Here is a 23,037-nt window from a genome sequence, read left to right on the forward strand (position 1 = left end):
GATTACGGATGTGATAAGGTTTGATGTTTCTGATTGATGAGATACATGCAAATCAACAATACAGAGAGCGACAATACATTGTCGATACTGCCACCCCAGAAGAGATCGAGTGCCAGTCCGAGAAACAGTCCTAGTTCGGGCGCATAGTGTTTATAGCTACTGTAATGTGAGAAGGTGCGGAATAGTGAAGCGATGAACAAGAACATCAATGGGAGTCCGAAACACAATCCGAAGAGCAGAATGGTCGATTCTGTCACATCGGCTGTTGCCAGCGTTCTGACGCTGAAGCGCGTGTGGTCTGTCACTTGTTGAAACAGAAAACCATTGCCAACCAACGGGCTGTCGTTGAGTCGGTCGATGGTGTGTCCCCATAGTTTATAACGAAAATAATTACTCTCACTGCTCATCATTGTCCATCGGGTCAGTACAACCACCATACCTATCGTGGCACATATTCCCGACAGCAGATAGCTTCGATGGCGATAGAGGTGGAAGGTGATGAGCACCAAGACTAACGCCAACGAGATGAAGTAGCGGAGTGACCCTGCCAATAGCAGATTGACCACCATCAGAAAGGCTACAGAATAGCGCAACCTTTTCCGAAGTCCCATCTCGTTGATGAGGAAACATAGTGCCAAAAACGAAATACTACCCGAATAGAGCGAATTACCCTTGATGCCTTGAAAGCGCGGAATCAGTTCTCCGGGACGGATGGTCAGATACACCCATGGCAACTTCACTCCTGCCACCTGCAGTATATTCGCCATGAGATCGGCTGCAAAGATGGCATAAACGGTATATTTCACAGCGGTCAGCAAACGGCTTTTGTCTTTTACTCCCATCAGCATGACGGTGAGGAAATAAAACTGAATCCATCGTGCCAATGGTGCTGTTTCGGTGGGGCGCGCCATCATCATGAAGAGCCCGACAATGAGCGAGGCTGCCGTGAAGCCTGCAAACAAGGGTACACTCTTCACACATGTTGCAAAGGTGTGCTGGGAAAACAACAGCAGTAGCGCCCCTGCTAACAGCGGAACGAAGGCGTAGCCGGCAAACTGGAGCAATACCAGTGCGATGGCAAATAGTGTTATGCCGAGTTCTTCGCGTGTCTTCATAACGGTTGACTGTTGGGAGTGAAACAGATATAAACGCCCATCACGATGGTTTTTAGCAGATACGCCAATAATACTGCCATCGCCAATGCCGACGATCCCCAATGCAGGGGTAACAGCCATAGGGCCAACAGACATGTGGCAACAGCCCATACGACATTGAACAGGAATCCTGTCCACATCTTGCCGATGCTATAAATTGCCATCTCTATCACGTTTGACACACAGGCAAACACCACCGATACGGCGAGCAGTGACAGTGTGACATGGTTGGTGTAGTCTGTGCCATAGAGAGGCATGATGACAGGGACTGCCACAATGATCAGTAATGCCAACAGCGAGGCAATACCTGCGATGAGTTGGATGTGCAGGCGGAGCGTGTGGCTGAAGGTCTGACTCTCTATCATGCTCGATAGGATGGGGAGGGCTATCTGACTGATAGCACCAGGAACAAACATGATGATGATTTTCCATTGGTCGGCAGCTTCAAATACTGCCAGTTCTGCGTAGCCGTCGTGCCTCACGAGCATGGCGCGGATAGTCCAGAATACGGGAGTGACCATCAGCGCCGATAGTGCTGCTGGCAGACTGTAGGTCAACAGCAGTTGCCAGTCTTTCTTGCGGATAGCCACACCGTGGGTGGCGATGCCTGCGTGTTGCAGGGTGCGCCTCACGGCAAAATGGTAGGCTATATAGAGCACCGCCACACCGAGTCCGAATCCCACAACAGCACCTTCCAATCCATAGATCCAGGCACCGGTGGTCATCAATGTCGCTTCTGCCACGCTGCCCACAAGGGTGCATAGCGCTATGCTGCGAAAGTCTTCCATTCCTGCAAGAATACCGTTGAGCGACCCGTTAAGGGTTGATCCCAATAGCATCAGTCCGCCCAGCATCAATGCTGTTTGCAACTGTGGCGAGTGGAGAATATTGTTTGCCAATAGTCCCGAACAACCTATCATGACCACCATGATTCCCATTCCAAACCATAGGGCGAAGCGGTTGGACATGGCGCAGATGGAAGCTGCCTGTGCGCTGTCAGTATGGCGGTGTTGGGCTATGAAGCGTGTTGCTGTCACTCCGATGCCTGCTGCACCAAACACAATGAACATGCCGATGGTGGAACGCACCATGCCGAGCTCGCCAAACTGGGTTTTGCCCAACAGTCGGGCACAGCCGATGCCTGCCAGCAATACCAGCAGTTTGCCCACAGCCGTCCCGGTAAAGGTCCATAGCGCGCCATTTGCCATGCGTCGTTTGATGTCAGACTTCAATCGTGTGCGGTTCATGCTGTTTTCTCTTCCTCGGTTTCTTCCGTGTCGTTGAGTAGTCGAATATAGAGTACTATCATGGGCAACAGCAGCGCCAAGAGCCATGCTGCTCCAAAGGTCCATAGCTTACGGGGGAAGATGGGGCGCAACTTTCCCATTGGCGGTGTTACCACGCGTATGTTTTTATTGTTGAATGCTCTGTCGATGCCGTTTTCTTCACGCTTCTGCAACAGATAGACGTATAGCGATTCAATCACCTTCTGTTGGCGTTTGGTGGGAAGCATCTTGCTCTTTTTAGTGGGCAGTTCTGCCGCCTTCCCTGTCAGTTCCTGTTCTTTGGCTACCACCCCTTTGAGTTGAATCTCTATTTGCGACAGGGCATGGCTGATTGAAGTGGCAATGGCATTGTGCATGGGCGTAATCTGCGCATCGAGGTCGCGCACCAAGGGATTGCGCTCACTGCTGTTTGCTGCCAGATTCTGCCGTTTCAGCAGTAGCGTGTTGTAATTCGCAATCTGTTTGGCAATATTGTCGTTGTCGGGTAGAATGTTGCCTGGCAATACCTGATGGTTATCTCCTTCCTTGCTCATCAACTGTTGCATGTGTTTCAACACATACCGTTGGTTGCTCAGTTTGAGCATCATCTCATTGATATCGGCAGCAGATATTGCCATTGCGTTAGGTGTGGCAGCCCCTATTTCCAACAGGTTGTCGTGCTCGTAGTCGGCGAGTTTGCCATCCAGTTGGCTGAGTGCCTCTTCTATCTCTGTGATGCGCTGATTGATGAAGTTGGTTGAGGCCTGTCGCTCTTCGTCCTTGTCGGCTTGCCACGCTTGAAGATACACCCTTGTCAGCTCGTTGAGTATCAGTTCTGCACGACTGCTGAAAGCGTCATCGTAACTGAGTTGCACTATCGACGTGTTGTTGTTGAGCACATCGCCTTTGATTCGCTTCAAACAGCGTTCTGCCATCTCGTAGGGTGGCTGTTTGGTAATGGTGATGGTGAGTGTCTTTGCCTGGTGCATCAGCGTTTGGAAGGCTGGAGTTGATATTAAGGTGACGGGACCGAGGGGCGTGACACAAACGCTGTTGATGTGTCCGCTTACCTCACCTTTCATCTGTTCTTTGTTTTTCTCGAAATCGGTCAATACCACAGCCCCGTCCTCGTGTAGTGTGGCGCGGAGCCGCAGTTTGTCTGCATCTGTTGCTGCACCAAACTGCGCCTTTATGGGCAGTGTCTCGCCGTAGCGTTCTTCGCGTGTAAACCAGTTGCCTGTGGTGTAGGTCATATCGAGATGGTTGTCTTTCACTACCTTCATCATCAAGGCTGGCGAGAGAAATACTTCCAATTCATTATCCACATTCGATGTGATGTTGAATCCCATATTGGCAAACATGTTCATGCCTATCATGCTCGACAGCATACTGCCTGGCGATGTCTCATCTTTCACCATGATGTCGGTGGTGCGACGATATAGTGGTGTGACAACAAGCTGGAACAACACCCCTGTAATGGTCATGGCAATGGTGCTCACGGCAAACCATCGCCAGTGGCTGATGCACATCTGGAGAAAACTCTTCTGAACTTTTTTCATAGTTGTTTTTGAGGATTATCGGGTAATGAGACCAGCGAGCGAAGCCAATATTGAGGCAATAGAAATCCATAGTGACATGGATCGTGTCTCGTTGCCGTTGGTGGTTGATTGTCGAATCTTGGTTGGGTTCGCCTTCACATATATCAGGTCGTTCTGGTGTACATAGTAGGCTTCCGACTCGTAGAGATCTTTGCCACGGGTGAGGTCTGCCATGAGGGTGGTGTGGCGCTCGCCATCGTTGCGCACCACTACGATGCTGTCTCTTCTGCCATATACGGTCAGGTCACCAGCCTTTCCCAGTGCTTCGAGCAGCGTCACCTCATCTTTGTCTATAGAGTATTCGCCAGCATCTTTTACCTCGCCCATCACGGTGTAGCTGAGGTTGCGGAAACCAACGGTAACAGTGGCGTGTTTCAGTAGTCCTTCTTCCTCCAATCGTGTTTTGATGTAGTTCTCAACCTCGCTGCGTCTCATGCCTGCCAGATGAATGGTGCCTAACTGTGGGAAATCTACGTTGCCGTTGGCATCGAGTCTGTAGCCCTCCACATACTGCGACCCTTGTGCATTTCCATTGCTCATAGTGGTAGTCATGCCCTTGTTGAATAGAGCATCCAGTTCCGCACTGTTACTCTTCACGAGGATAGAAATCTCGTCTTTTGGCTGCAGTCGGATATAGCCATTGGCAGGTGTTGTGGTCACACTGCCAGACTGCAAATCTTGCAGATAGTTGTAGTTTTTGGGCGTCACACAGGCGGTCATCACCATTGCCGTTGCCATGGTGCAGATCCATCCGCAAATCATTGTTTTCTGTTGTTTCATATTTATAATAACGACAAATCGCACAAATAATTGTCAAAAGTACAAAGAAAAGTTGAAAATATGAAGATAATGGGGGAGAATTGGAATCATAAACCAAAAACAGGGCGCGTCTTATGGCTTTATCTGATCTGCCCGATTCCAACCACTACCCGATAGCAGAGGACTCATCCTGATGAGATTACTGTTTCTTGCGAAAATCCAACGACAGTCAGCGAATTGTCGGGAAACTGATGGGAGAACAGCAATACTGTTTCTGACCGTCCTTGTCATGTACAACTTCTTGATGTTCAGTTGGTTGGATTTGCTGAGTCCTTGTTACTCTTCCACTCCGTAGGCGATACACCATACAGTTCGCGGAAGGAATTGATGAAATAGGAGAGGTTTTTGAAACCTACACGGGCGGCGATCTCGTTGACGCGCAGCGTGGTCGTGGTGAGCAGCTTCTCGGCTTGTCTGAGCCGGACGTTGCGAATGAAGATGCTGGCTGACTGGTTGGTCTGGTCTTTCAGCTTGCGGTGCAGACTGGCACGGCTGATGCCTACCTCTCGGCATAGCACATCGACGGAGAAATCGCTCTCGCTGAGGTGGCTGTTGATGGATGCCATGACGCGCTGCATGAATATCTCGTTGGAATCTTCTGTCTCGACTGCCTCCAGCTTGTCGTCTTGCAACTGCTTGCCGTGATAGGTGTTGTAGAGTTGCTGGCGGAGGAGAATGAGGTTGCTGATGCTCTGTTGCAGGATCTTGATATTGAAGGGTTTGGTGATATAGGCGTCGGCGCCGATGCCAAGACCTTGCAACATGGATTCTTCGTCGGCACGGGCGGTGAGGAGGATGACGGGGATGTGGGCAAACTGGATATTCTTTTTCAGCTTGCGACAGAGGGCGATACCATCCATCTCCGGCATGGTGACATCGCTGATGATGGCATCGGGGGCATGGCGGAACACGAGGGCAAGGGCTTCTTTGCCGTTGCGGGCTTCACGGATGTGGTAGCTGGATGAGAGGGCACTGCAGAGGTAGTTTCTCACTTCATCATCGTCTTCCACGATAAGCAGATGGCGGGAGGTGTGCGACTTCTGCAGGCTGGCTGGTGCGGTTTCCTGCGCCTCGTTGCTCCTGATCGGACCGATGGGTTCTTCCTCTGTGGCTTGCGCTGCGAGATGCTGCAGACGCTCGGCATTGCGGAGCATCAGCCGGTAGGTGGCTTGGCGGTCGGGGTCTGCATCGGTGTCGATGAGCTGGGTCAGCGGACTGATGATGAGCGACATCGGAGTGCGTATCTTGTGGGAGATGAGGGCGAGGGCTTTGACCTTCTCGCGACTCTTGATCCAGAAGAATACAAGGGCGAAGATGAAGAGGAGAAGGGCGGACAGCAGGAGACGCGTCAGCCAACTGTTCCACCACGGACGACGGATGTCTATCTCTACCTGTTTCACTTCCGATCGCTTGCCGTTGTACTCCACGGCATAGCGGAGGATGTGGCTGCCTGCATCGAGATTGCTGAAGGTGACCAGGTGGCCGCCTTCGGGGATGGTGGCCCATGGCTCGTCGTCTAAGGAGTAGACATAGGTGCACTCGGCAGGAGCATCGGTCTCTTCGGACGAGAGTTCGATGCTGAACGAGTTGTTTTCGTAGGCTATGCTGAAATGCTGCGACTGGTAGATATTGTCGGTCATGACGGGTTCGCCGCCGGTGAGGGTTCGGGTGTTTGCCGGCACATTGTTGATATACAGGGCTGTGAGGCGGGGATGGAGCACGTACTGATGGCGGGCAATGGCGGAGGGCTGGAAATAGGTGATGCCGCCGTGACCGGCAAACCATAGTGTGCCGTCGGTATCTTTCAGCAGGGCTCCTTTCGAGAACTCGTTGCCTTGCAGTCCGTCGCTGACGGAATAGTTGGTGAAGATGTTGCCCAGCTCGTCGAAGCACGACAGACCGGCATTGGAGGAGAACCAGATGAGGCCGCGCTCGTCTTCGCTGATGGCAAAGACGGAATTGGAGGGCATGCCGTCGGAGGTGGTGTAGGTCTTGGTGTGGTCGCCATCCACCACAAGGAGGCCGTCGGATGTGCCTACCCACAGTCTGCCGTGGCGGTCTTCATGGATGGCATAGACTATGCGCTGCTCGCACAGGTGGCGATGCGTGGTGATGTTGTATATGCCGTTGAAGGTGCCTGCCAGCACATGGCCGTTTGACAATACATAGAGGCAGTTGACGTATTTGTTGATGACGGGACTGCTCACCCATGAGAGCGATTTCTTCTGCATGTCATAGCAATAGACACCATAGCCCATGGTGCCGAGCCATATCCTGCGGTTGCGGTCTTCTCTAATGGCAAAGACGTTGGCTTGTTCGGGAAGTCCGGGCATGGGGGTGAACACACCGCCTGTGCCGCTATAGCAGGGGTAGCCGAACGACCCGATCCACGTCCGGCCGTCGGAGTCTTCTATCACGCTGTTGATGATTGGGGGGACGCCCTGAACAAGGTGTTGGGACGATGATCCGTACAGACGATAAAGACCATCGCCATCGGTGCCGACCCACAGACCACCGTCTTTGCCTCGGCATAGCGACAGGATGCAGTGAGAACCGATGATGTTCTTCTGTGTGGTGCGCGAACCGATGTAGCCAAACATGCTTCTGCGCTGGGAAACCATGACAACGCCCTTCTGATACAGCGCTATCCATAGGTTGCCCCTGTGGTCTTTCTCTATATGGCGCACCTTCTCCAAACTTTGAGAAAAGCCTGGTATGTCGAGGGGATAGTCGCTATAGGTGTGACGTTGCTCGTCGTAGAGCTTGAGCCCCTTACTGTCGGTGCCAAGCAGCAGGTGGTTGTTGTCGTATCTCATGATGGTACGGACGTTGAGCTCGCGAGGCAGTGAGGCTATGATCCTGTTGGGAAAATAGGGCTTTTCCGTCTGGCGCACCTCCACCTTCTTATTGCCAGATGTCAAGATCTCACACGACATACCGCCTGCACCATAGAGGCGACCGTCGGGGGCAAGGTGCATCACGTTGATGCTTGCATTCATCGGCCTGCCATCTGGAAGTGTGGCTAGAGGGGAAAAATCGTCGCTGTCGTATCGGTAGATTTGCACGCCTTTATAGGTGCCGACAATGAGATTGCCGTTGGCATCGGCAATCAGCGAACTCACATAGTTGCTGGCCAGCGAATGGCAGTCGCCCTTGCGGTGCTTGTAGGTGGTGATCTTCACTCCGTCATATCGGTTTAATCCGTCCTCGGTGGCAATCCATATCAATCCGTATCGGTCTTCATGCAGGAAGGTCACAAGACTGCTCGTCAGGCCTTTCTCCGTGGAAAGAAAGGTGAAAGCCTGTCCACTGGCATGAACTGCAAGGAGCAGCAACAGACTGATGGATGCTCCGATTCTGCCAAGGTAAGCAAACGAAAGATGTGATGCATGGACGTAATCCATGATATATTTTGGGTGATTCATGCCTATTTGTTTCAGGTTCGTACGGATTTTGATGGGCAAAGTTAGTGAAAAATGTATGAAAGGGCAAATATAATTCGGCTTTTTCCAACGGAAATGTTGCAAGTTATGTGGAAATGTTGTAAATTTGCAACCTCAAACAACAATATCACTCGGGGTTGACTGGATTTGACAGCGGGCTGAGATGGTATGTAAGCATGCGGAGTGACGACTGTAAACTCCATAATCCATTCGGTCAAAAATTTAATTGGCGAAAACAAATACGCTCTCGCTGCCTAATCGAAGTACAGTAGATTACTGGCTTAATTCCCTTACTAGGTGAGGGAACGAGACATCGCTCTTCTGGATGTTGTTCCGAATCAGGAAGGTATAGCGGTGCAGGATAATCGGAAATAGTCTGCGTGGAGCTCCGACAGGCAGATGAAATTCAGGAGATAAGGTCATGATTGGTGGTCCAGGTCTTGTCATGATTCGAAAAACAAAGGCTGGAATAAGCATGTAGAAAGCATATGGTTTCCCTGTTTGGACGAGGGTTCGACTCCCTCCAGCTCCACAACTATTTTAAATAACTCACTGGTTTCCAGTGGGTTATTTTTGTTTTAAGGGCATCGCTCCCCCAAGGTGCTCGGTGTTTTCTGGTATTAGATTATTTATTCTCATCTACCTAAAAATTGCAGTTCTATGTTGAACTTGCGCCATACAACCCATAATAACAGGTTGTATGGCATTATTAATAATATAAGTATTAATTACTTATACCAATTCGTGTCCTTGTTACCTTTGCTTCCTACCCATGACTTGAACTTTGGATATACTTCGTCTTCGTCGATAGCTCTTGTCTCATTGTCAGCGTCAAACAACTTCGTCATGTCGCTCTCGGTGGCACCTTTGAGGAAGATTCCGAATGGATAGTTTCCGCTGCGCACATAGTAGATGTTCTTGTCGGGCTGCGAAGCATCATCCTCTGTACCGAAGAATGACCTGTCTGCCACTTTTGTAGGAGCTTCCTGGGCGATGTGTATCTCAAGTCGCTTGCCATCCACGTCACGATAGATGAACGGTTTGATTTTCACCTTCTTCTCCTTATAGAGAGCACCTAAAGCTTCGTCATGCTTCACGTTGAACATATATTCTGTGCCAATGTTGCTCTTTGCGTTGTCGGTCAGATAGATGATGTTGTTCCTTGTGTCACGCTCGAAGTTGGCGGCTGTGAACTCTGTTTCACCTGGTTTCTTCACGAAGAACTCAATCTGGTCGGTGGCTTTCAATCCCTCAACCTTCACTGCCACTCCGCTCTTGAGTTTCTCAGCCTTGGCGGCATTGGTGTAGGGCTTGAAGGTGTAACCCTCTTCATAGATGGCATTGTTGGCAGTGGAATATACCTTTGTGTATGTTGCATTGAAGATGACATCGTTCAAGTCGTAGTCACCCTTCGAAGGCCACTGGTCCTCGAAGATATAGAAACCAACGTTCTCTGTTGTTTTTCTGAATTCGTACTTAGGATCAGGAGTCTCTCCAGGGGCATCCACTGGGTTGGTCTGGAATGTCATCACGAGGTCGCTGTAGTTGTGGTCGTAGTCGTTGTCATCCTCGAATGACACAAGCACCTGTCCGTCGATGTTATACACAGCACTCATTGGCTTGCTGTATGCCTTGCCGAGATAATCCTTGCTCATGTCGGCAGATGTGGCGGAACGCTGCTTTCTGTCGTGTGTCCATTTGCCAAATCTTTTCGACCAGGCGTTAGCAGCCAGTACAAATCCGATGCGATAGTTTGCGGGGAATATGTCTGTAGCACCGCTTTTGTCACCGTTGTTGGCGATATTGGGATAGTACTTCAGTTTTACGCAGTCGCCATTGCTCACACCGGCAGAAGAAGCCGAGCCGGCGTATGTTCCATTCTGAGTGTTTGGGAAGAGAAGGATAACATTTGCCTCGTCCAATGATGCGGGCTTCTGTCCTTCTGGATAATAGTAGTAACCCATACTGCTGTTCCAACATGTGTTTCCGCCAATGATTGTCACAGCAACTTCAGCTGGTTTGGTGATGGTGATATCTGCCTGCTTTATATAATCCTCAGGGAACGACTTGTCAACAGGGAATACAGCGAGGTGGGTCTTCAAATAATTATCCAGTTTGTCCTGAGGGATAAGTGGAAGATTTTTCTCCCCCTTGAATAATTCACTGAGGCGTCCGTTTGCGTCATAATCCACGTCGCTGTCATACCAACGCTTTTCCGAGGCATAGCTACTGAGATTATTAGGTATCTCGTTTGTAGGGCAAACCATATAGCTCTTTTCGCCTCCAGTTGCCCCCCTTGTCAGAGCGCGGGTGGAATACTCCTTGTTGTCAACGAATGTGGCGGTGTTGCCCTCCATGGTTGTCTCAAGTATAGGGGTGGCGATGAAATACGGTGTGTAGGCATAGAGCTTAGACACGTATGAGGGCAGAGAGATATTTGACTTAAACTGTCCGTTCTCGTCGGTGAATCCCGAATAGATAGGCAATATGCCCTCTTTCTTATAGTATTTACCGTTGTCAGCCCATTCTCCTGGCTCTTCGTCAAAAAGTTCAAAGTAGATGTTGGTCTTCACGCCTGTATTGTACGACAAGTTGACGTAAGACTGTGAGTTCTCTGTCGAGAAGTTGAATGTGTTGTACTCCTTCTCAACCAATTCCGGCTTCTCTGGTTCCGGACCAATGTAGTCGCCTGAGTTGGATGAACATCCAGCAAGCAGGACAGCGACTGATGCGATGGTTAAATGTTGGAAACGCATAATTACTAATATTTTTTTAATGGTTTAACCTTATACGTTATTTTTTTTCGCTGCAAATTTACATCATTTTTCATTTATGTAGCAACAAAGAGAATTAAAAACAAACTGAATATTCTGCACAATCGTTTGCACAACTAGTGTTTTAAACAGCCTGTTACAGCTCTCATGTTTTCGGGTGCAAAATTAGGCAATAATCTCCAAAGTTGTATAATTATTGCCTAATTTTTATTTTTTTTTTTGCATTTCATTCTTCATTCTTCCGAAAGCCATTGGATAAACAAACCTTCATATAACAATGACTTAACTGCGCACGGAGGACTACCACCTTAGCAAAGGTATAATAAAAATTTCGGGAACAACAAAAAGAAAAATAATAAAAACAAAATAATTATGTCAACAAACATCGGGTCACTTGCAAAAGCGTGTGGATAGCATAGCACAATAAAAGCAAGCAGGTGTACGTTTATAGAGTAAACGTTAGAACAAAATGGAACAGTATAGACTCTTAGCGGAATGCCTATTGCCAGCCCACATGCTTGACTGGTTTGACTTGAAGACTGTACGTGTCGAGAAGAAAGGTGACACACAGGTGATTCACCTTTATCTCGATGAGAACGAGCAGAAACCTGACGACAGAGAAGACCTGCGCCCCAATGGATTTACACGCGAAAGTGCGTTTCACAACTTTCCGATTAGAGATCAGGAAGTACTGCTTCACGTGAGCCGTCGCAGATGGCTTGATGCAGATGGTCACAACGTGATGACCGAATGCAATCTCATTCAGGAGTCCACCCGCTGCTCAACCGAGTTGGCGGATTTTTTAAAAGAAGCGTTTGGAGACGCGCCCTATAACGGCCCGTTCGTTTGAGGATGACTATCACATAGACGGTGATGAGTATGGCAGAGCCTACAAGGACCACCTAAGCGGCTATCGTGAATGGTCTGAACTAGGCCATGCTGACGAGTGGCTCATTATCTTATCATACAATTCCGCATACATACCAGTAGTAAAGCCTACCTCATATTGCTTGTGATTCCACCTCACTCTGACAATGACGCGGTTGTCTCGCTTGTCGATAGGCGAACGAATGTTAAAACTGATGTTAATCATTTTGTTATCTCAATTATTATTTGTAACTTTGCATTTTGAATGCGTAAATATTATTTTTTTTTGCTGCAAAGGTAAATAAAAAAATTGAGAATAACGCTGCTCCCCCAAAGAGCGACAATAAAAGATAATACATGACAATAATAAACAACAAGAGCTATCGTAAAGAGTTGATAATGAATGTCATATACGATTATTAAATATCAGATGCTATCATTTCAAAACTCCCTCCAGCTCCACTCCTATGAGTTCCAATCGTTAACAACTAATGGTTGGGACTTTTTTAATGAATATGGACCGAACAGCAGACTGCTGGCATGACGGGAAATGGATTTTCAGACGGAGATGCAACATAAAGATATCATTCAAGGGTTTCGCGACGGTACTCCCATTGCCATGGGGTATTTTGCCGTAGCTTTCTCACTGGGCATCATTGCCAAACAGGCTGGACTGACGGCGGCAATAGGATTCGTAAGCAGTTTCTTTACTCGTGCATCGGCTGGCGAATATGGGGTATATACGCTTGTGGCTGCTCAAGCGACATACGTAGAAATCGTTGCCATGTGTCTGGTGGTCAACTTGCGCTATATGCTGATGAGCGCAGCGCTCTCGCAGAAGATTGCCCCTGGAACGTCGTGGATGCATAGGGTGCTGATGGCTTGCTGTGTCACCGATGAGGTATTCGGCATTTCTATTGCGCGTAAAGGCTATTGCCCACCGGCTTATACCTATTCGGCAGCATGGGTATCTACGATGATGTGGGCTTCGGGATGTGCGGCTGGTATTGTGGCTGGCGGAATGTTGCCTTCTGAGATCGTTGCTGCGCTTAGCGTGGCGCTCTACGGTATGTTTCTTGCCGTTATCATGCCCGTTGCTCGCAACGACCGTTATGTACGCTATGCTGTTGCTGCGAGTTTTGTGTTGAGTGGTATTTGTAGCGTGGCACCGGGGATAAGCGGGTGGAGCAGTGGAACGCGAACCATTGTGCTGACCATTCTTATCTCGGCTGTTGCCGCTTGGTGGAAACCTGTAAAGACGGAGGAGCAATATGGACAGGCATAATATCATCATCTGCATCCTTTTGGCCATCATCACTACGAATATGATTCGCGTGATACCGATGTTGCTGATCAAAGGACAGATCAACAATCGTTTTCTGCGCAGCTTCCTTTATTATGTTCCTTATGTCACGTTGGCGGTGATGACCTTCCCTGGCATCATCCAGACTACAATGTCGCCTATATCGGGCCTTGTTGCTCTTATAGTTGGCATCGTTGCGGCTTGGCGGCGTATGGGACTCTTCCCAGTAGCTGTCATTTGCTGTACTATCGTCTATCTGCTGGATTGCCTGATTCTATAGTTCTGAATGGGAAAGCAAGAAATCGGTCATTAGGATTATCATCAACCCTAATGACCGATTTGAGTTTTATCCCATCCTTTTACTTGGTTTCCTGAGAAATACAGAACTATTGCAAGAGGATGGATTGAATGACGGTGGCTGAAGCTCCTGTACTTCCTGTGTGTTGCAGATGGAAACCGCCATAATGGTTGGGGTGGGGCATGGTGGCGGTCAGCGTTTGTTCCTGTAGTGCCACTGAATCGGACGTTGGAGTCACAGGTGAGGATGCTATAGTAGCGGTCAGCTGACTGTCAACAGATTGTAATGTGATGGAACAACGGCCCTTGAAAAGGTCACAACGGGTGCCTTCTGTCAATGGGGTGACTTGACCATTGGCATATTCCATAAGACTGACTACTACGGAATGGTCGTAGTCGGGGGTGCGCTGCAGTCGAAGGCCATAGCCGGTGAGTGTTCGGGTGTCGAACTTGATGCAGATGTCGAGATATTGTGTGGTGGCGCTGCCAAAACCTTGACCGCCGCTCTTGCAGGGAACAACAACAAGATGGCAACGCTGATTGCCTACAGAGTCATGCCCTTCTGCGGGGGTGTACATCATGCGTGCGCCCTTTTGCAGTTGCATCAGGCCCCAGCAACCTTCTGCACCATCTATGCCTTCTGCATATCCCCAACTGCTACGCGTATTGTCGGCAGTCCAGTCGCGGTCCATCGTGTCAAGTGGCTTGTAGCAGTCGAGTGTCCATTGCCCACTGATAATGGCGGTCTGCGGACCGATGGCAAAGGGTGGCAGACTGACGGGTAATGCTGCGGTAGGTTGCGGCACGTTGAGGGGCTTTCCATTGAGGGTGCAGCCTGTCATTACACAGCGATGACGAGGATCCGGACGCTTGGTCCATTCGATAGTCAGCATAGGATCGTCGCTGGTCCAACGACAGTCGGTCATACTAACGGGACCGCTCGCCTTGGTCAGATATTGGGTGCCCTTCGTCTTGCTGTGTAGGTCGCAGTCAATAAACGTCGCACCTTGGATGCCGTCGGTAGTGTAAAAGGGTTTGCTGCTGAATAGCGTAAAGCGACACTGACGATAGATGCCAGTTCCGCAGAGAGCATCGTCGGTACATTCGAAATAGCAACGCTCGAAATTGGTGTGTGGTGCTCCGACAAACGGGCAGAGGTTGAGGCGTGAGATAAAACGGCAGTTGGTCAGGGTGTAGCGGTCACCTTGGCAGATGGCCAACTGTGCCTGTACAATGGCGTTTCGTCTTTTGGCGCGGTTGAGCTTTGGATTGCGGGGATATTCAAGATCGACATTGCAATAGTTGCCAAAGGTGATATTGTCGGCTTTGAAATCAGATCCGATAAAGTGGAACATGGTGAAGTTGCCATCTGCACCTTGGGTTTGTCCGCGGTTGCATGCCAATACTACGTCTTCGGCTTTGTCGCTCATGCCTATCATGTGCACTCTGTTGATGGTTACTTCGCAGCCGTAAGGGGTGGTTTCGCCTTTGCGAGGCATGCGTATGGCTTTATCGTCGGGATTGTCAATCCAATAGACAGAGGGCTCGATATAGATTTCTGTCCATGTCGTGTCGGTTGACGACTTTTGTTCGGCGGCACGTAGCGCTTCTTCAATAGTGCGGAATGTGTTTCGTCGAGCATTGGTAGGTTTGCTTCCCACCAGCAGTCTGTGCTCGTTGGTGGTGAGGGTGTTGCCTTGATAGGTGAAGCGCGTTTGCGCCTCTGTGGCTATACTGACGGCCAGTCCCATCAGAAGCAGTAGTTTGTTTGTAAAGTGTGACATGTGTAGATTGTTTTTTATAATTCTGTTGTAAGTTGTTTCAGTAGTGATTCGCAGGAGTCTTCGAGTAGTTCTATCACCAGTTCGAAGTCGCGCCCGTCTCCGTAATAGGGGTCGGGGATGGTGGCATTATTGTGGTGGCGCAGAAAGTCGGACATCAGTAGTATTTTCGATTCGTCTTCTGCGCTACGGGCTTTGGCTTTGATGGCTTTGAGGTTGTCGTGGTCCATGCCGATGATATAGTCGAAACGGGCAAAGTCGTCGCTTGTCAGTTGGCGAGCTCTTGTGCTGAAGTCGTAGCCATGGCGTGTGCCACATCGTCTCATTCTTGCATCGGGCAAGTCGCCCACATGCCAAGGACCTATTGCTGCTGAGTCAATGATGAAATCGTCAGTCAGTTGCTGTTGGTTGACGAGGTGTTGGAATATTCCCTCTGCTGCTGGTGATCGGCAGATGTTTCCAAGGCAAACGAATAGTATTCTCTTTTTGTTCATAATGTTTTTATCTTATAATGATGATATGGATGTTGTATGCTGAAAATCTGTTGTGGTATTATATATAATATGTACGCGCGTATAGAGATTTTGTTGTGTTAGTATGGGAGCTTTCGTGCTGTTTCTGTGTTTGCATGATAGCTTTGTGTCGTTTGTTTGATATAAACAATAAAGCCTGCAAGTGTTGAAACTTGCAGGCTTCGGTTTAGTTGGGTGCCCGGTGGGACTCGAACCCACGACATTCAGAACCACAATCTGACGCTCTAACCAACTGAACTACGGGCACCATCTGTGCTCTCATCTGGAAAGCGAGTGCAAAGGTACGCGATTTATTCGAGATTACCAAATAAATCGCGCACTTTTTTACACTTTAGCTTTATTTTCTTCCAAAAAGGAGCGTTTGCGCGATGCCTGACCGTCTGCAAGGCTTATTTTGCAGGAGCGGCAGGTGCAGGAGTTTGTGCAGGAGCAGCAGGTGTTTTGGCATCCTGTACTGGAGTTTCAGACTTGCTTTGGCTGGCACCGAAACCTGGCAATGTGTTGGGGTTGGCTGTTGATTTCTCAACATTCTCCATCACGGAGCTGTCGGTAACGGCAGTAGGAGCTACCCATGCGCATACGATGCTGAAGAACACCATTGCGATAGCAAGTCCCCAAGTGGCTTTCTCGATGAAGTCGGTTGTCTTGCGTACACCGGCCAATGAGTTGTAGGAAGAGAAGTTTGATGAAAGACCACCTCCTTTAGATTCCTGGATCAGTACGACGAGAATCATCAGTACTGCAGCCAGGAGGATCAGAATTACAAATAATGTGTAAAGTCCCATGTTGTTTTACTTTTTGTTTTTATTACTGTTTATTATTAATTTCTCTAAGAATCTTATCTGGTCGGCAAAGTATGCGTTCTTTCCTGGGAATTGCGTGCTGAGCCTTTGTATGATGTCGAGTGCCTTTTGGTAGCGTCCTTGTTTGATATAGATGCGTGCCAAGGTCTCGGTGAAGAATTCTTCTTCGTTGTCGCTGCTTTGCTCTGCTTCTGGTTTGGCATTGGCGGGTTGTGCTGCTTGTTGGCTGTTTCCTTCGCCGTTGTCTTCTTCGTCGGCTATATTGTCGCGCATATCGCCTAATGCAAAGCGTCCTTGTTCTTTTTCAAGGAAGTTGTCGATGAGGCTTTGTCCCTGCATCTTTGGCAGTTCGTTTCCTGTTTGTTCTTCCTCATCTTCACTTTCCAGAAGATACGCTACGTAATCGACGGTAGCGTCTGCTGGGGTGGGGCGTCGTTTCTTTTTCTCTGTTTCTGGCTCCTCGCTCGGAATGGATCCAAGGAAGGTGTCGATGAGTGCGATGGTGCGGTCGCCATCGGGTGCTGTTTCAACGGGCTTCGCTTCGTGATTCCAGCGGTAGTGTGCGCCTTCCACCACATTGAACAGCGTGCGTCGGTCGGTGATATATACTGCTGATCTGCGCAGTTCCTCATCGAATGATGGGTCGTGGAGCAGATAGAGGTTCTGCAGCATCAGCAATCGGATGGTCTGGTAGTACGGGTGTAATGCCAGCATGGCTCGCAACTCATAGAGTGTGTCGCGGTCCATTCTCTCCGGATTATTGATGAGCTCTGCAATATTTATCATGCTTTAAACCTTTTGTGTTAACGGTGACTTTACCAGTTGGCCACTGTGGCATTGAATATCTGTTCGCAGAGTTCTTTCGACATTTGTGTCACGAGTTCCTCCTGTACGGAGTTGAGTGACTTTGTCGTTTCGTATGTTGCCGAGGCTGTAAACTGGCGCTCGAAGTCTTCGTTGTGGTTCACATTGTTGGTGAAACGCACATTGACCGTCATTGAGAGTTCGGTCTGTGCAGAATATCCTTCAGCAGAAACAGATTTGTTTCGCTGTTGGTATTGGGTGATTTCGCCTTCTATTTTTAGGTCGCCGTTGCGCTTTACCTGTTGCAGACGGGTGTGGTTTGCAAACTGGTCTTTCAACTGATTGTTGAATAATGGTCCCATCGGGCCCCATACATAGCTGGAACGTATAGGGAAATCGGCTATCTGGATGGTTTTAGTTTTGGAATAGTCGATACTGGCACCATTGAATTTGTAGCTTACCGAACAGGCGCAGAGCAGCATGAGTGCCACAACGGCAATTCCGCGAAGCATAGGAGCTGCGAGGTGTCGGATGGTGGTATGTGTGAATAATGGTTTCATGCTCTGTTATTTCTGTTTTGTTATTTGTTGTTGGATGGTTTGTCCAGTCCGTATTGCTTCAGTCTGCGGTAGAGAGTTCGGTCGCTGATGCCCAGCTCCAATGCTGCTTTTTTTCTGTTACCTCCATTTCTTTCCAGAGCCTTTTCCAGTGCCTGCCGGCTCCAGTCGTTGAGATTGAGGTTTTCTGGCTCTTTCTCTGGCTCAACATATTCTTCTGCCTCTGCGACTTCCATTCTTGGTTGGATGGGCTGTATGGTATTGATGGTTGTCAGTTGTGTGGTGGCAATACCGGTTGTGTCATTCGCCGGTGTGGGCTGTCCGTCGTTTATTTGTTTTTTCAGCGTGCTTATCTCTCGTCGCATATCGTTGACATTACTGCGAAGTTCGAAGAGTATTTTATAGAGAATCTCTCTTTCGTTTTCGAAGCTATGATCATCCTTTGTGCGGATAGTTGCCAGTTGTGTGGTTTCCTGATCCTGTGGGATAAACCGCATGATAGCATCTGCTGTGATTTGCCGGTCGGTGCTGAGTATTGAGATTTGCTCGGTGATGTTTTTTAATTGTCTTACATTGCCAGGCCATTTGTATTTCATCAGCACTTGTTTTGCTCCTTCGGTCAGCACAACCTTTTCCATGTGGTATTTCTCTGCCATCTGCATGGCAAAGAGACGGAACAGCAAGATGATGTCTTCGCCGCGTTTGCGGAGTGGTGGCATTTGAATGGGGATTGAGTTGAGGCGGTAGTAGAGGTCTTCGCGGAAGCGTCCCTCTGTAATGGCCTGTCGGATATTGACGTTTGTTGCAGCTACGATGCGGACGTCGGTTTTATGCACTTCGGTAGCTCCTACTGGTATGTATTCTCCTGTTTCGAGCACGCGTAACAGTCGGGCTTGTGTTGCCAAAGGCAGTTCTCCTACTTCATCGAGGAAGAGTGTTCCTTTGTTTGCCACTCCGAAATATCCTAGTGAGTCGTTGATGGCTCCTGTGAATGATCCTTTCACATGTCCGAAGAGTTCAGAGTCGATAGTGCCTTCTGGAATAGAACCGCAGTTGATGGCGAAATACTTCTCTCTGCGGCGTGGTGAATTGTCGTGTATGACGCGTGGTATGATTTCTTTTCCCACTCCGCTTTCTCCAACAATAAGCACGCTTAAGTCTGTCGGCGCCACTTGTAGTGCGACGTCGAGTGCATGGTTCAGACTTTCGCAGTTGCCTACGATGCTGTAACGTTGTTTGATGGTCTGTAGTTCAGAACTCTTCATTTAGCGGACAAAGGTACTAAATAAATCTGACATTATGGCATATCTTGCTGAAAATTATCGCTCTTCTTGTGTTTTGCGGTTGATTTTTATCATCAGCAAGCCTATTCCTGTCCACACCAATTCGCGTATGCGTACGATGAGTGCCACAAAGATTCCTGCGGATGCTGTCATTCCCAGGCCGCCTGCCGACATGAGGAATCCGCCTTCGCGTCCTCCCAACTGTAAGGGTATGAAGAACAGTAGGTTGGCGAACAAACTTGTGAATGCCAGTATGAGGATACATTGCAGATAGTTGGCAGATGGCGTGATGACCAACAGTACGAAGAATATTTCCAATGCTGATGCGATGCGGCAGGCCAGCTCCAAAATGACGGCTCCTACGAAGGTGTTTTGGTTTTGGTTGTGGAGTGCGGCAATCTGCTTATCTACTTCGTGTAGTCGTTCGGCATTGCGTTCCACGAAAGGTTGTGCCCAGCGTTTTACCAAGGGGAAATGGCTTAGTAACCGCATGAGCCATACGGTGATACCGCGCTTGTAGCCTTTCAGGAAGAACCAAATGGCCAACAGGCAGAATGTGGCTATGATGGGTAATAGAATCCACATCAGCGTGGTCATGGGTTGTGTCAGTATGTAGAGTGCACATGACAACAGCCAGAACCAGAAATGGGAGAAGATATGGGTCATCGTGTGTAGTATGACTGACGAGGTGGCCCGTTCGGTTCCGATTTTTGGCTTGAGCATCATGATTTTATAGGGTTCGCCTCCCATTAGTCCACCTGGTGTGGCATAGTTGAGTGCATAACCGCTAATGGTCACTTTATATAGCCACCAGAATGGTGTGGGTTTGCTGTTCCCTGTGTTGGATGTATCTTCCGTTGTCTTTGGCAAGGGTGCTATTGCGCTGTTGTTGTTTGGGTTCTGTTCTTCTTGACTTTTGACGATAAGCCACCATGCTGCCGTATTGAACAGGTATAGGAATGCCCATAGTACGATGACTGCTACGGCCCAATATCCTGCCCGTTGCAGTCCTGCCCATGTTGCAGCAAAGTCAAGTTGTGTCACCATCAAGGCGAGCACAATGAGTCCGAAGATGAAGAATCCGTTTTGCCAGTGCTTACTCATTTATTGCTTGTTGTTTGTCTTCGGTCTTGCCTTTTGCTTTGGGAATGGCAAAGCGCACTTTCTCGCTGTCGTCGCGCTTCTCGTGGTAGAGCTTGGGTAGTGGGTTCTGCATGGGTTCGTCGTAGAACTGTCGGTTGCGGAACACGTCAATAGCGGTGTAGATGGCTTGACGGAATGAGTTCTCGTCGGCTTTGCCTTGTCCTGCAATATCATAGGCTGTACCATGGTCGGGTGATGTGCGCACGATAGGTAGTCCTGCGGTGAAGTTCACTCCGTTGTCGAGGGCGATGGTTTTGAATGGTGCCAATCCTTGGTCGTGATACATGGCGAGGACGCCGTCGAAGTGTGAATAGGCTGCGGTTCCAAAGAATCCGTCAGCAGGGAATGGTCCGAAAGCTTGTATGCCCTTCTTCTCCAGTTCTTCAATGGCAGGGATGATGATGTCTTTCTCTTCGTTGCCCAACAGTCCGTTGTCGCCGGCATGGGGGTTGAGTGAGAGTACTGCTATGCGTGGACTGGAGATTCGGAAGTCGCGTTTCAAGCTGAGGTTGAAGATAGAGGCTTTCTCTACGATAGCTTCCTGGGTGATGGCTTCTGCTACGTTGCGTATGGGCAGATGTGTGGTGACGAGAGCCACTCTCAGGTCTTCATTCATCAGAATCATCAATGCTTTGTTTCCTTCTCCCACACAGGTCTCGATGTATTCGGTATGTCCGGGGAAGTGGAATCCTTCACCTTGTATGGTGGCTTTGTTGATTGGTGCGGTGACGAGTACGTCATATAAGCCTGAGCGATAGTCGGTCATGGCGCGGTCGAGTGCCATTAGTGCGGCCTTTCCAGCCTCTTCTGAAGGTTGTCCGAGCTCTACTTTTACTTCGTCGTCGAAGCATGCTAATATGTTGAGCTTACCATCGCAGGCATCCTCAGCTCGTTCTATGATGTTGAAACTGGTTTCCAGATTGAGTGCTTTACGGTGGTAGGCGGCCAGTTTTGGCGAACCGTATACGATAGGGGTACAGAGTTCGAGAATGGTTGGGGTGGCAAATGTTTTGAGGATTACCTCGTATCCTATGCCGTTTGTATCTCCATGCGTGATAGCCACGCGAATCATTTTATCTTCCATTGTGTGAGTTTGTTATTGTGTAAGTCTATTAAAGTCGTTATTGTGTAAGTCGTTATTGTGTGGTTTGTTATTCTTTCTTGTTCTGGTGTGCGGTGGAGAGTAGTCCACAGGCTGCAAAGATGTCTTGTCCGCGGCTGGCGCGTATGGTGGTAAACACTCCGTGTTGTGTCAGATAGTCGCGTAGCTGTTCCATTCGAGTCTCGTTGGCTCCAGGCAACTTGACATCCGGGATTTCATGAAAACGAATCAGGTTGACGCGACATTCCAGTCCTTTTACCAAGTTGATGATTGCTTTGGCATGTTCCATCGTGTCGTTGAGTCCACCGAAACATATATATTCAAACGAGCAACGTCGCTGATGTGAGAAATCGTATTGTCGCAGCAGTTCTACCGTTTCTTCGATAGGCATTGCTTTCTCTGCAGGCATCAGTTGCAGGCGCTGTTCGTGGAGTGGCGAGTGCATGGATATTGCTACGTGGCAATCGCTCTCGTCGAGATAGCGCTTCAACTTGTTTTTTACGCCCACCGAACTTACTGTGATGCGTTTTGGACTCCATTGGTATCCCCAGTCTGCGGTCATTATTTCGCATACGCGCAATATGGCATCGAGGTTGTCCATCGGTTCGCCTTGTCCCATAAACACAATGTTTGTCAGGGTTTCGGCCTCTGGCATGGCGTAAATCTGGTTGAGGATGTCTGCCACGGTGAGGTTGCCTTCCCATCCTTGCTTGCCCGTTTGGCAGAATAGGCAGTTCATCTTGCAGCCCACCTGGCATGATACACAGATTGTGGCTCGGTCGCCATCGGGTATATAAACGGTTTCAACAAACTTCCCTTCTCCACAACTGACAGGAAATAGGTATTTTACAGTACCGTCGATACTGCGTTGGCAATCTATGGGTTCCCAGGCGCCTACTTCGTATTCTTCAGCCAGCCGCATACGGTTTTGCTTCGAGATGTTGGTCATCTCGTCTATGCTTTTGGCATGTTTCTCGTAGAGCCATTGGGTTATCTGCTTAGCGGTAAATGCTGGCATTCCAAACTCAGCGACCACAGTCTTGAGTTCGGTGGGCGTCAGTCCGAGCAGTCTTTTTTTTGTTATGTCCATTCTTTCGGGTTGCATTATAGCTTGCAAAGGTATGAAAAAATGTCGAGAAAGACGAATTCTGAATTACCTTTTATATTCTTTTTACTGCTATTTTCGTATAAAGGGGGTTCTTTGCGTATTCTCTTAAATGATTTATTTGTGAATTTTATGGCAGGCAACAACCATTTTTCGATGGAAGATTTGTTTTCCGGACTACAATATTTGTTGTTTCTGAAGTATAAAATTGATTGTTTATCCGCGTGCGCGAGAATAATGGCAAGAAATCACCATTTGACAACAATAATTCTGTAATCAGGCATCATGATAGTCGTTAATTTACTATGGTTTGTTCTTTGTTGGTTTTATGTGTTAAGTTATTGTGTTATAGTATGATGTACTTTTTTGTTGTCTGATAATTGCTTACTTGACGTATCTTCTTTCC

Annotated in this window: 19 protein-coding genes, 1 tRNA gene and 1 other RNA gene; 4 read left to right on the top strand and 17 right to left on the bottom strand. The window is 48.7% G+C overall.

The window, feature by feature from the left end:
- Positions 1-2 precede the first annotated feature (2 nt).
- The 5 genes from CIK93_RS01280 to CIK93_RS01300 form a co-directional block, all read right to left on the bottom strand.
- Positions 3-1,115: a hypothetical protein gene (locus CIK93_RS01280; protein ID WP_094446343.1), complete on the bottom strand. Its 1,113-nt coding sequence runs from the start codon at positions 1,113-1,115 to the stop codon at positions 3-5.
- Positions 1,112-2,401 carry an oligosaccharide flippase family protein gene (locus CIK93_RS01285; RefSeq protein WP_094446344.1) on the bottom strand — a complete coding sequence of 430 codons (1,290 nt, stop codon included), beginning with the start codon at positions 2,399-2,401 and terminating at the stop codon, positions 1,112-1,114. Before CIK93_RS01285 ends, CIK93_RS01280 begins: the two co-directional genes overlap by 4 nt.
- Positions 2,398-3,978 (bottom strand): hypothetical protein, encoded by a 1,581-nt coding sequence (locus tag CIK93_RS01290; protein ID WP_094446345.1) that lies wholly within the window; start codon positions 3,976-3,978, stop codon positions 2,398-2,400. Before CIK93_RS01290 ends, CIK93_RS01285 begins: the two co-directional genes overlap by 4 nt.
- A 15-nt stretch (positions 3,979-3,993) precedes the next feature.
- A complete protein-coding gene (locus tag CIK93_RS01295; protein ID WP_094446346.1) occupies positions 3,994-4,797 on the bottom strand; it encodes a polysaccharide biosynthesis/export family protein in 804 nt (267 codons plus the stop codon).
- A gap of 287 nt (positions 4,798-5,084) precedes the next feature.
- Complete coding sequence (locus CIK93_RS01300; protein ID WP_144007637.1) at positions 5,085-8,261, bottom strand: AraC family transcriptional regulator; 3,177 nt, start codon at positions 8,259-8,261, stop codon at positions 5,085-5,087.
- Positions 8,262-8,412: 151 nt separating this feature from the next.
- Between CIK93_RS01300 and ssrA the strand changes: the two genes are divergently transcribed.
- Positions 8,413-8,814: a transfer-messenger RNA gene (gene ssrA, locus CIK93_RS01305) on the top strand.
- Between the two features lie 193 nt (positions 8,815-9,007).
- Here ssrA and CIK93_RS01310 read toward each other — a convergent pair.
- Positions 9,008-11,035 (bottom strand): LruC domain-containing protein, encoded by a 2,028-nt coding sequence (locus tag CIK93_RS01310; RefSeq protein WP_094446348.1) that lies wholly within the window; start codon positions 11,033-11,035, stop codon positions 9,008-9,010.
- Positions 11,036-11,522: 487 nt separating this feature from the next.
- Here CIK93_RS01310 and CIK93_RS01315 point away from each other — a divergent pair, with 487 nt between their 5' ends.
- Positions 11,523-11,903, top strand: a complete 381-nt coding sequence (locus CIK93_RS01315; RefSeq protein ID WP_094433945.1) for a hypothetical protein — start codon at positions 11,523-11,525, stop codon at positions 11,901-11,903.
- Positions 11,904-11,963: 60 nt separating this feature from the next.
- On the opposite strand, the gene CIK93_RS13545 is transcribed toward CIK93_RS01315, so the two are convergent.
- Complete coding sequence (locus CIK93_RS13545; RefSeq protein ID WP_158214617.1) at positions 11,964-12,146, bottom strand: hypothetical protein; 183 nt, start codon at positions 12,144-12,146, stop codon at positions 11,964-11,966.
- Positions 12,147-12,488: 342 nt separating this feature from the next.
- Between CIK93_RS13545 and CIK93_RS01320 the strand changes: the two genes are divergently transcribed.
- Both CIK93_RS01320 and CIK93_RS01325 read left to right on the top strand, forming a co-directional pair.
- A complete protein-coding gene (locus tag CIK93_RS01320) occupies positions 12,489-13,205 on the top strand; it encodes an AzlC family ABC transporter permease (protein ID WP_254046707.1) in 717 nt (238 codons plus the stop codon).
- Positions 13,192-13,503, top strand: a complete 312-nt coding sequence (locus CIK93_RS01325) for an AzlD domain-containing protein (RefSeq protein WP_094391434.1) — start codon at positions 13,192-13,194, stop codon at positions 13,501-13,503. Before CIK93_RS01320 ends, CIK93_RS01325 begins: the two co-directional genes overlap by 14 nt.
- Positions 13,504-13,609: 106 nt before the next feature.
- Here the strand turns inward: CIK93_RS01325 and CIK93_RS01330 are convergent, their stop codons facing one another.
- The 10 genes from CIK93_RS01330 to rlmN all read right to left on the bottom strand — a co-directional run bounded on the left by CIK93_RS01330 (position 13,610) and on the right by rlmN (position 22,616).
- Positions 13,610-15,304, bottom strand: coding sequence for a hypothetical protein (locus CIK93_RS01330; RefSeq protein ID WP_144007636.1), 1,695 nt, complete (start codon positions 15,302-15,304; stop codon positions 13,610-13,612).
- Between the two features lie 14 nt (positions 15,305-15,318).
- Positions 15,319-15,795, bottom strand: a complete 477-nt coding sequence (locus CIK93_RS01335; protein WP_094391436.1) for a low molecular weight protein-tyrosine-phosphatase — start codon at positions 15,793-15,795, stop codon at positions 15,319-15,321.
- Positions 15,796-16,007: 212 nt separating this feature from the next.
- Positions 16,008-16,081: transfer RNA gene (locus CIK93_RS01340), tRNA-His, on the bottom strand.
- Positions 16,082-16,223: 142 nt separating this feature from the next.
- The gene (gene secG, locus CIK93_RS01345; RefSeq protein WP_094391437.1) at positions 16,224-16,619 is read right to left on the bottom strand and encodes a preprotein translocase subunit SecG; all 396 of its coding nucleotides are present in this window, start codon (positions 16,617-16,619) and stop codon (positions 16,224-16,226) included.
- A gap of 6 nt (positions 16,620-16,625) precedes the next feature.
- Positions 16,626-17,420, bottom strand: coding sequence for a hypothetical protein (locus CIK93_RS01350; RefSeq protein ID WP_094439876.1), 795 nt, complete (start codon positions 17,418-17,420; stop codon positions 16,626-16,628).
- Positions 17,421-17,452: 32 nt separating this feature from the next.
- A complete protein-coding gene (locus CIK93_RS01355; RefSeq protein ID WP_094446366.1) occupies positions 17,453-17,953 on the bottom strand; it encodes an LptE family protein in 501 nt (166 codons plus the stop codon).
- Positions 17,954-18,021: 68 nt separating this feature from the next.
- Positions 18,022-19,263, bottom strand: a complete 1,242-nt coding sequence (locus CIK93_RS01360) for a sigma-54-dependent Fis family transcriptional regulator (protein ID WP_094446350.1) — start codon at positions 19,261-19,263, stop codon at positions 18,022-18,024.
- A 54-nt stretch (positions 19,264-19,317) separates the two neighbouring features.
- Entirely contained in the window at positions 19,318-20,385 is a 1,068-nt protein-coding gene (locus CIK93_RS01365; protein WP_094446351.1) for a lysylphosphatidylglycerol synthase transmembrane domain-containing protein, read from the bottom strand.
- Positions 20,378-21,508, bottom strand: coding sequence for a 4-hydroxythreonine-4-phosphate dehydrogenase PdxA (gene pdxA, locus CIK93_RS01370; RefSeq protein ID WP_094446352.1), 1,131 nt, complete (start codon positions 21,506-21,508; stop codon positions 20,378-20,380). The genes CIK93_RS01365 and pdxA overlap by 8 nt, the downstream gene beginning before the upstream one ends.
- Positions 21,509-21,575: 67 nt before the next feature.
- Positions 21,576-22,616, bottom strand: a complete 1,041-nt coding sequence (gene rlmN, locus CIK93_RS01375) for a 23S rRNA (adenine(2503)-C(2))-methyltransferase RlmN (RefSeq protein WP_094433937.1) — start codon at positions 22,614-22,616, stop codon at positions 21,576-21,578.
- Positions 22,617-23,037: the final 421 nt, after the last annotated feature.

This window comes from Prevotella sp. P3-92 (assembly GCF_002251205.1).
GTDB lineage: Bacteria > Bacteroidota > Bacteroidia > Bacteroidales > Bacteroidaceae > Prevotella.

What these genes read in the sequence shown, in the direction of transcription:
- CIK93_RS01280 (WP_094446343.1), bottom strand. Translation starts at nt 1,115, where the DNA reads ATGAAGACACGCGAAGAACTCGGCATAACACTATTTGCCATCGCACTG.
- CIK93_RS01285 (WP_094446344.1), bottom strand. Translation starts at nt 2,401, where the DNA reads ATGAACCGCACACGATTGAAGTCTGACATCAAACGACGCATGGCAAAT.
- CIK93_RS01290 (WP_094446345.1), bottom strand. Translation starts at nt 3,978, where the DNA reads ATGAAAAAAGTTCAGAAGAGTTTTCTCCAGATGTGCATCAGCCACTGG.
- CIK93_RS01295 (WP_094446346.1), bottom strand. Translation starts at nt 4,797, where the DNA reads ATGAAACAACAGAAAACAATGATTTGCGGATGGATCTGCACCATGGCA.
- CIK93_RS01300 (WP_144007637.1), bottom strand. Translation starts at nt 8,261, where the DNA reads ATGAATCACCCAAAATATATCATGGATTACGTCCATGCATCACATCTT.
- CIK93_RS01310 (WP_094446348.1), bottom strand. Translation starts at nt 11,035, where the DNA reads ATGCGTTTCCAACATTTAACCATCGCATCAGTCGCTGTCCTGCTTGCT.
- CIK93_RS01315 (WP_094433945.1), top strand. Translation starts at nt 11,523, where the DNA reads ATGGAACAGTATAGACTCTTAGCGGAATGCCTATTGCCAGCCCACATG.
- CIK93_RS13545 (WP_158214617.1), bottom strand. Translation starts at nt 12,146, where the DNA reads ATGATTAACATCAGTTTTAACATTCGTTCGCCTATCGACAAGCGAGAC.
- CIK93_RS01320 (WP_254046707.1), top strand. Translation starts at nt 12,489, where the DNA reads ATGCAACATAAAGATATCATTCAAGGGTTTCGCGACGGTACTCCCATT.
- CIK93_RS01325 (WP_094391434.1), top strand. Translation starts at nt 13,192, where the DNA reads ATGGACAGGCATAATATCATCATCTGCATCCTTTTGGCCATCATCACT.
- CIK93_RS01330 (WP_144007636.1), bottom strand. Translation starts at nt 15,304, where the DNA reads ATGTCACACTTTACAAACAAACTACTGCTTCTGATGGGACTGGCCGTC.
- CIK93_RS01335 (WP_094391436.1), bottom strand. Translation starts at nt 15,795, where the DNA reads ATGAACAAAAAGAGAATACTATTCGTTTGCCTTGGAAACATCTGCCGA.
- secG (WP_094391437.1), bottom strand. Translation starts at nt 16,619, where the DNA reads ATGGGACTTTACACATTATTTGTAATTCTGATCCTCCTGGCTGCAGTA.
- CIK93_RS01355 (WP_094446366.1), bottom strand. Translation starts at nt 17,953, where the DNA reads ATGCTTCGCGGAATTGCCGTTGTGGCACTCATGCTGCTCTGCGCCTGT.
- CIK93_RS01360 (WP_094446350.1), bottom strand. Translation starts at nt 19,263, where the DNA reads ATGAAGAGTTCTGAACTACAGACCATCAAACAACGTTACAGCATCGTA.
- CIK93_RS01365 (WP_094446351.1), bottom strand. Translation starts at nt 20,385, where the DNA reads ATGAGTAAGCACTGGCAAAACGGATTCTTCATCTTCGGACTCATTGTG.
- pdxA (WP_094446352.1), bottom strand. Translation starts at nt 21,508, where the DNA reads ATGGAAGATAAAATGATTCGCGTGGCTATCACGCATGGAGATACAAAC.
- rlmN (WP_094433937.1), bottom strand. Translation starts at nt 22,616, where the DNA reads ATGGACATAACAAAAAAAAGACTGCTCGGACTGACGCCCACCGAACTC.